This window comes from Frankia sp. Cppng1_Ct_nod, from assembly GCF_920656135.1.
GTDB lineage: Bacteria > Actinomycetota > Actinomycetes > Frankiales > Frankiaceae > Protofrankia > Protofrankia meridionalis.
Map to the genome: position 1 here is coordinate 20,739 of NZ_CAKKTK010000007.1, position 6,777 is coordinate 27,515.

Sequence of the window (6,777 nt, forward strand, 5' to 3'; positions counted from 1 at the left end):
TACCTCCCGACCCGGCGGTGACCATGGACGACGCAGCGTGCTCACCGCGACAATGCGGTGCTCGAGGCCCACATCGAACGGCCCCCGCCGGCTGCTGCTCGACGGGATCCCGCTGTAGCCAGCGTCAGTTGCGGGAGATCGCCGCCCTGCTCGCCTGCGGCAGAAGCGTGGTGGCGGACTGGGCGCTACTCAAACAACCGATCTTCGCCGCGACCACGCTCGACGGGACCGACACCGCCCGGATCACCGCGACCGTCGAGGTATGGGCCGGCAGCCTACCCACACCGGATGCGCTGATCGGCCTGTCCGCGACCACGGCGACGCTGCACGACCGGATCCGCCGGCGCGGCCGGGCCATGGAGGCCGTGCTGACCGACGCGCATCTCACGGCCCTGTCCGCCGCGTTCGAAACCGCCTACGCCGGGTGGCCCCGGCCGCTGATCCGCGTGGACGCCACCACGTTCGACGCCTTCGACTCTCAACACCTGTCCGAGTTGGCCGCCCAGGTACGCCAGCTCCCGATCCCTGTGGAGTCCCGATGAGACAGCCCGCCCCCGATGTCGTCGACGAGACCACGGCAGCCGGGCCACCCTGCAGACGACTTATGATCACAGCTCCCGGGGTCGTCGAACTGATCGAACAACGGCTACCGCCGCTGGGCGAGCACGACGTGTACGCCCGCACCGTGCTGTCCGGAATCAGTCACGGCACCGAAATCGCCTGGCTGAAAGGGTCGGCCGCAGCGCTGCACCGCACCTGGGACGCCAACCGGCGCTTCTACCTCGACGGCCCCGGCCGGGACTTCCCCGTCGCACCGGGATACGAGTCGATCGGCACGGTCACCCAGGTCGGCACCGCCGTCACCGGCGTGCAGGTCGGCGACCTGATCGCCATCGACGCGCCCCACGCCGACGGGCATCTCCTCACCGAGACCGCGGCAACAGCCGGGCTGCTGCCCGCCGGCGTCTCCCCGGAACAGACGATCTTCTTCATCCTCGCCAGGGTCGCGCTCGGCGGGGTCCATGACACCGCACTGTCGGTGGGCGAAACCGTGGCGATCGTCGGGCTGGGCACGGTGGGCCTGCTCGCCGCCCAGCTGGCCCGCCTCGCCGGAGCACGGGTGATCGGCGTGGACCGGTTCCCACGGCGGCTGGCCGCCGCCGAGGCCTTCGGCGTGACCACGGTGCTCGCCACATCCGATACCGATGTCGCCGCCGAGATCCGCGAGGTGACCGGCCCGGCCGGCGCGGACGCGGCGATCGAGGCATCCGGCTCGTACACGGGCCTGCATGAGGCGATCCGCTGCCTGCGCATCGGCGGCCGGGTGGCCACCGTCGCCTCCTACCACGGTGACCAGCCCGGGCTGCGCCTCGGCGAGGAGTACCACCGCAACCGCATCACCCTGATCTCCTCGATGACGATCAACGGGTGCGCGCAGCGCCAACACCCCTTATGGACCCTCGACCGGCTCAACACCACCGCACGACAGCTCATCGGCTCCGGCGCGGTCCGCACCGACGAGCTGATCACCCACCGGATTCCGTTCCACCGCGCCACCGAGGCCTACTCGCTGATCACCCACACACCCCAGGACACGATCAAGGTGGTGCTCACCTATGACCACACCTGAGCCGGCCTTCGACGCGGCCCACCCGGTCGACGACCGCTACACCCCACCCGCCTGCGGCGAGCTGGACGAGATCACGGGCGTGCTGGCCGACGGACGCCTCTCCGGCGGGGCACCCGTCCTGCCGATCTACGAGAAGGCCCTGGCCGGCTGGTTCGGAGTGCAGCGAGCGGTCGCGGTCAACTCCGGTACCTCGGCCCTGCACGCCACCCTCATCGCCCTCGGCGTGCGGCCGGGTGACGAGGTCCTCGTCCCGGCCACCGCACCCCTGCCCACGGCGATGCCGATCCTGACCTGCGGCGCCACTCCGGTCATCGTGGACACCGCCGCCGGATCTCTCACCCTGGACCCGACCGACGTGGCCGCGAAACTCACCGCACGCACCAAGGCGGCGATCACCCTGCCGCTGTGGGGGTACCCTGCCGATGACACTACGACGGCCGGCCTACTGACCGCCGCCGGCATACCGATCATCGAGGACGCCTGCCAGGCCCACGGCACGAAAGTCCGCGGCCGCTACGCCGGCACCCGGCACCGGGCCGGATGCTTCTCCACCCACGACCGCAAACTCCTGGCCACCGGCGAAGGCGGATTCGTGCTCACCGACGACGAGGAGCTCGCCGACCGGATCGACTTCTACACCCACCTCGGGCATTTGAACGGCCACGTACACGGGGTGAACCACAAACTCGCCGGGCCGCTGGCCGCGATCGGACTCCGACGGCTGCGCGGGCTGGAGGCGCAACTACGAACCCGGCGGGCCCACGCCGCCCGGCTACTCGCCGCCCTGCCGGACGACAGCCCGCTCACCGAACTCGGCTACGGACCGCAAGACACACCGAACTACTACAACCTGGTACTGATCGCCTCGGATTCCGCGGAACCGCTCGCGGCCGGGTTTACCGCCGCGGGCCTGCCACCCGACTCGACCCGCTACGCCTACCGGCCGCTGTACCACCGGCCGCTGTTCGCCGCGTATGCCACCGCCTGCCCGAACGCCGAGGCACTGTGCGCGGCGACGCTCCAGCTCCCCGTTCATCCAGATATGTCACCGGCAGCACTACAGTGGGTCGCCGACCGCATCGGAGTTCTCGCCGCAGCCCATGCCGAAAGGCAACGTCCATGACCACCATCCGGCATTTCACCGCCTCCGCGATTGTCTTCGACGACCACGAGCGGGTACTGCTCGTCCACCACAACAAACTCGGCCAGTGGCTCTACCCGGGCGGGCACGTCGACCCCAACGAAGACCCGGCCCAGGCCGCGTTGCGTGAAGTGCTGGAGGAGACCGGGGTGACCGCACGGATCGTCTGCGATCCACCGTTCGCTCACCCGGCTGTCACCGTGCACGCCCCGCCGTACACGATCCTGGAAATGCAGGTCAGCGACTCCACCATCGGCATACACCGGCACATAGACCTCGTCTACGTACTGCAGGCACTATCCGGCGAGCTCACCGCGCAACTGGAAGAAGTCAGCGCCACCCAATGGGTACCGATCGCCGACGTCGCCGGCCTGAACACCCCAGCAGAACTCCCAACGCTGGTCGCCGACGCGGCACAGTGGGCCAAGACCCGCCGGTAACCCGGAACACCAACAACAGGAAACGCCGACCGTGCTGGCTCAGCTTGCGTGTGGACAGTGCGCCAGCGGGACATCGGCACCACCAGCTCGGATGGTGACCAGGTGGCCGGCTATCTCAACCAGGCCATCACCGCACTGGAAGAGCACTGATACGAAACCGGATTTGACCGGGTGGGGCTGTCCGTCCGCTTCTCGGAGACAGTCGACATGGAATCCAGCTTGATGAGCGGATAACCGGCTCTACGCAGTTGGTCGGAAGTCGTAGTCGGCCGATTACGCGACCTTCGCATAGGCGGTTACGGTGGGTTGCCAGTCAGGGCGGGTGGCGCGGTAGGCGATGTAGCGGGCGCGGCGCTGCTGGTTGACGACGTTACGCAGGCCGAAGGCGACCCGGTAGATCAACTTGCTGAGCCGGTTGACGCCTTCCGCTGCCGCGTTGGTGATGCCCAGGGTCACGGCGTTCGCGATCTCGTCACGCCAGCTGTCGATGGTCTCGGCGAGGGTGACGAGCTCGGGGATGTCGCGGCCGAAGGTCGCGCAGTAATCGAAGAAGCGGTACAGGGCTCGGCCGACGTCGGTGCGGGTGGTCGCGCGGCCGGTACGGGACGGGGCGAGCGCGAGCATCTCAAGCAGCAGGTTCCTGGCGGTCCAGGCTGTGCGGATCTCGTGCGTGGCCGCCCCGTCGACCGTCTCGAGCGCGCTGAGGGTCTCGAGGATCTTCCGACGGCTGCGGCGGGAGAGCGTGGACGGCCCCCACCGGAGCAGGTTCTTGATCGTGTACTCGAGGTCGGAGACGCGGCCCCGGCGGCCCCGCATCCGGTGGGTGTTGCGTCGGCGCACGTCGTCGACCATTTTCGTGGCCAGTTGGGCGACGTGGAAGATGTCGGCCAGGATGATCGCGTGCGGGAGGGCCTCGCGGGCGGCGGCCCGGTAGAGGGTCGACAGGTCGATCGTGACGGCCCAGATCCTCGCGCGCCAGGCGGGTGGCTGGGCGAGGATCCAGGCGATCACCGGGGCCTTGGCGCGACCCTCGACGGCGCCGAGCAGGCCGTGGCCGCCGGTCGAGTCGATGAATACCGTCTGCCAGCAGTCCGCGTCGGCGACCCACTGGCCACTGTCCGGGTCCTTGTGGAAACCGCGGGAGCCGCGCCGCTGGTCGTCAATCCCGAGCACTCCCACAGCGGGCGCCGGGCCGAATACCGAGCGCAGCCGGCGCGGGATCTCCGCGCTGTTCCCCGCCTCGCCGGCACGCTCCGGCTTCTCCGCCGACGGCGCCTGGCCGGCCCTGGCCTGCGGGTCGTCGGCCGGCGGCGCGGCCTCGGCCTTCGGGGCGGCGGTCGGCGCCGGGTCGTCGGCCAGCAGTTCCTCGCTGCTCAAGGCCTCGGTCACGCCGGCCACCGTCTCCGGCGCGCTGACCACATGCACCGTCGGTGAGCCGTCCGCCTCCCACTCCACAACATCAACCTCGAAACCGGGCAGCCCCAGCAACGCGGCCAGCCCGTAACCCCTACCCTCGAACACGACGCACCCGTCTCCCGGTGATCTCTTCCCTAGGCAAGAAGCGATCTTTCCAGGAGGGCGGGTGCGTCCCTCTCTCGGCCCCAGATCGGCCACGCTCCGCCACAACGACCTGGTCACGGATGGTCAGTGGTCAAACGCGACGTCCGGCCAACTGCGTAGAGCCGGTTATCGGCGACACACCGCACGACGTCAAGGGCGCCCACGATGCCGGCGCCCGGGCGGTTGGCGTGGCAACCGGCGCGAGCAGCGCCGAGGAGCTGGCCGCGGCCGGTGCGGATGCGGTGTTGTCTGACCTGACCGACATTGGTGCGCTGCGGGCGGCGGTGTTCGGCTGCCTGGCCGCTGGCGACTGACCTACGGCCCCGCCGTGGCCAGCCGGTCTCGGACTGCCACCTCGACTTTGATCGTCGTCATTGTCATACCGTGCAGTCTACCGTTTGGTAGACCATTCGATCATGCCGTCCGCGCCCGTCCGACAGCGGGATGCCGCGCCACGTACTCACCGCTGCGGGATTACCTTGATGATCAAATTGTCTTCCGGGTCAGCAATTTTTCAGAAATGTCATGCCCGGGACGCCGTTGATAGATCTTTTGATCTTTTCCGGGTCTCCTTTTGTGATCATGACCTCGAACATCAAGGTCATATCTTTATGGTCTGGCTCCTGATATCTATCCTTTTCTTCCTCTTCTTCCGGATCATCCATATTTTGATCAAGTCGTGCTTCGAATTCGGGTCCCTCGAGCGAGTAGTACTCGCCGAAGTAGCTGCTGTCGCGAGCTTCCGGTGCTACGCCAAGAGCGTTACCCAGTTCTTCGGCGAGTCTGTCGATGTCATTCCGGGGAGAGCCGTAGAGAAGTATCTCGTTCATTGCTTCGGAATGATGATGGACGGAGATCTTTTTACTGCGGCATCAAAGTCTCGATATGGCATGAAGGCTACCTTTCTTCCGGCGATTTCGATAAGTTTATTTCTGAGTTCAAGCAGGTTCAGGGCTTTGAGATCGCGGTTTCTGAGAGGGGCGGTTCGCGTACCACCTCTGCGAAGTAGTACGCCGACTTCCCGCGCCTTATTGAAAAGTATATTATCGGCGATGGCGACATCGAAGTCGCTTCGTCTTCCCGAGTCGAAAGGTATCCTCTCCTTGAAGCTTATCCCGGTCACGGAACTTCCCTGCATTATACCCTGAGCGTTGGGGTATCCGGCCTCTTTCAGACCTTCGTGCAGTAAGTCGGAGAACCGGCTGAACTCGTCCTGATCGGCGAATCCGAGAGAGAGCCCGCTCCGGAGTTGATGCTCTGTTCCATACATCGAACCGGAGGCGGCTTTGGCTGCTTGGTGGGCGTCGCGGAGGGAGTCACCGCCGGTCATGAGCAGTTGCCCGTCGGGGGTGATCGTATGCCCATGCGGGAGCAGGCTTCTGACCAGCGTCGTGGTGTAGGCGCGGGCGCCGGTGAGGGCGCGACCCTCGCGCAGTGCCTGTCCGGCTCCGCGGACACCCTCGGCGAGCCCGCCGAGGGTGGTCAGGCCCCTGGTGCCGGGGATGCAGCCCAGTAAGGCGAACCCGACGTCCCACAGGGACGCCCGGCCGTTGCCGTATCGGACAAGGGCGTCGGCCAGCAGGACGAGCGCGGCGGCGAAGACCGCCCAGGCGATCGGCCCGCCGATGACCAGCGCGACTACGCCCAGTACCGCGACAGCGATCTTCGCGACCTCGACGGCGACATGCCAGACCGTTCCGGCGGTCTGCCTGAGCTTCTCCCAGGACCACCAGGGCCTGTTGCGGATCCCCGCGTGCGAGGCGTCCCGGACCGCCGACGCGCAGGCCTTCGCCCCCTCCTCCCGCATCTGCCTGGCTGCGAGCGCGAGCCGGCGGGCCGCGTCCAGCTCGTCCTGCGCGGTGTGGACGGACGCCTGAGCCTGGTCGAAGCGGGTCCTTGCGGCCTCCCGGTTGCGGATGGCCTGGGCCACCTGCGCCGGATCCGGTGGGGGAAGTGCCGCGGTCAAGACGGGGAAGATCGGATTCAGGTCCGTGAGCGTCGACGAT

General features: G+C 67.6%; 8 protein-coding genes and 1 pseudogene. 6 read left to right on the forward strand and 3 right to left on the reverse strand.

The features are described 5' to 3' along the window. Positions 1-128 precede the first annotated feature (128 nt). The 4 genes from NBW77_RS03740 to NBW77_RS03755 are packed head-to-tail and all read left to right on the forward strand — an operon-like array spanning position 129 to position 3,211. On the forward strand, positions 129-542 hold the full coding sequence (locus NBW77_RS03740; protein ID WP_250279281.1) for a deoxynucleoside kinase: 414 nt from the start codon (positions 129-131) through the stop codon (positions 540-542). After that, positions 539-1,630 (forward strand): zinc-binding dehydrogenase, encoded by a 1,092-nt coding sequence (locus tag NBW77_RS03745; RefSeq protein ID WP_207386947.1) that lies wholly within the window; start codon positions 539-541, stop codon positions 1,628-1,630. The genes NBW77_RS03740 and NBW77_RS03745 overlap by 4 nt, the downstream gene beginning before the upstream one ends. Continuing rightward, entirely contained in the window at positions 1,617-2,753 is a 1,137-nt protein-coding gene (locus tag NBW77_RS03750) for a DegT/DnrJ/EryC1/StrS family aminotransferase (RefSeq protein ID WP_131746336.1), read from the forward strand. Before NBW77_RS03745 ends, NBW77_RS03750 begins: the two co-directional genes overlap by 14 nt. Further along, complete coding sequence (locus NBW77_RS03755; RefSeq protein WP_131746337.1) at positions 2,750-3,211, forward strand: NUDIX hydrolase; 462 nt, start codon at positions 2,750-2,752, stop codon at positions 3,209-3,211. The genes NBW77_RS03750 and NBW77_RS03755 overlap by 4 nt, the downstream gene beginning before the upstream one ends. Positions 3,212-3,484: 273 nt before the next feature. Here the strand turns inward: NBW77_RS03755 and NBW77_RS03760 are convergent, their stop codons facing one another. Further along, positions 3,485-4,636 (reverse strand): transposase, encoded by a 1,152-nt coding sequence (locus tag NBW77_RS03760; RefSeq protein WP_349816956.1) that lies wholly within the window; start codon positions 4,634-4,636, stop codon positions 3,485-3,487. On the opposite strand from NBW77_RS03760, the pseudogene NBW77_RS03765 reads away from it, so the two are divergent. After that, positions 4,605-4,715: pseudogene (locus tag NBW77_RS03765) on the forward strand (IS5-like element ISFal3A family transposase); the annotation flags it as partial. The gene NBW77_RS03760 and the pseudogene NBW77_RS03765 sit on opposite strands and share 32 nt — an antisense overlap. A gap of 136 nt (positions 4,716-4,851) precedes the next feature. Beyond that, positions 4,852-5,085 (forward strand): HAD hydrolase-like protein, encoded by a 234-nt coding sequence (locus NBW77_RS03770; protein ID WP_131746339.1) that lies wholly within the window; start codon positions 4,852-4,854, stop codon positions 5,083-5,085. A gap of 189 nt (positions 5,086-5,274) precedes the next feature. On the opposite strand, the gene NBW77_RS03775 is transcribed toward NBW77_RS03770, so the two are convergent. Together NBW77_RS03775 and NBW77_RS03780 are read right to left on the reverse strand one after the other, a co-directional pair. Next, on the reverse strand, positions 5,275-5,601 hold the full coding sequence (locus tag NBW77_RS03775) for a hypothetical protein (protein ID WP_131746340.1): 327 nt from the start codon (positions 5,599-5,601) through the stop codon (positions 5,275-5,277). Then, complete coding sequence (locus NBW77_RS03780) at positions 5,598-6,701, reverse strand: hypothetical protein (protein ID WP_131746341.1); 1,104 nt, start codon at positions 6,699-6,701, stop codon at positions 5,598-5,600. The genes NBW77_RS03775 and NBW77_RS03780 overlap by 4 nt, the downstream gene beginning before the upstream one ends. Positions 6,702-6,777: the final 76 nt, after the last annotated feature.

Bases quoted from the DNA above. Each gene is read 5' to 3' on its own strand.
- NBW77_RS03745 (WP_207386947.1), top strand. From the start codon at position 539: ATGAGACAGCCCGCCCCCGATGTCGTCGACGAGACCACGGCAGCCGGG.
- NBW77_RS03750 (WP_131746336.1), top strand. From the start codon at position 1,617: ATGACCACACCTGAGCCGGCCTTCGACGCGGCCCACCCGGTCGACGAC.
- NBW77_RS03755 (WP_131746337.1), top strand. From the start codon at position 2,750: ATGACCACCATCCGGCATTTCACCGCCTCCGCGATTGTCTTCGACGAC.
- NBW77_RS03770 (WP_131746339.1), top strand. From the start codon at position 4,852: ATGGTCAGTGGTCAAACGCGACGTCCGGCCAACTGCGTAGAGCCGGTT.
- NBW77_RS03775 (WP_131746340.1), bottom strand. From the start codon at position 5,601: ATGAACGAGATACTTCTCTACGGCTCTCCCCGGAATGACATCGACAGA.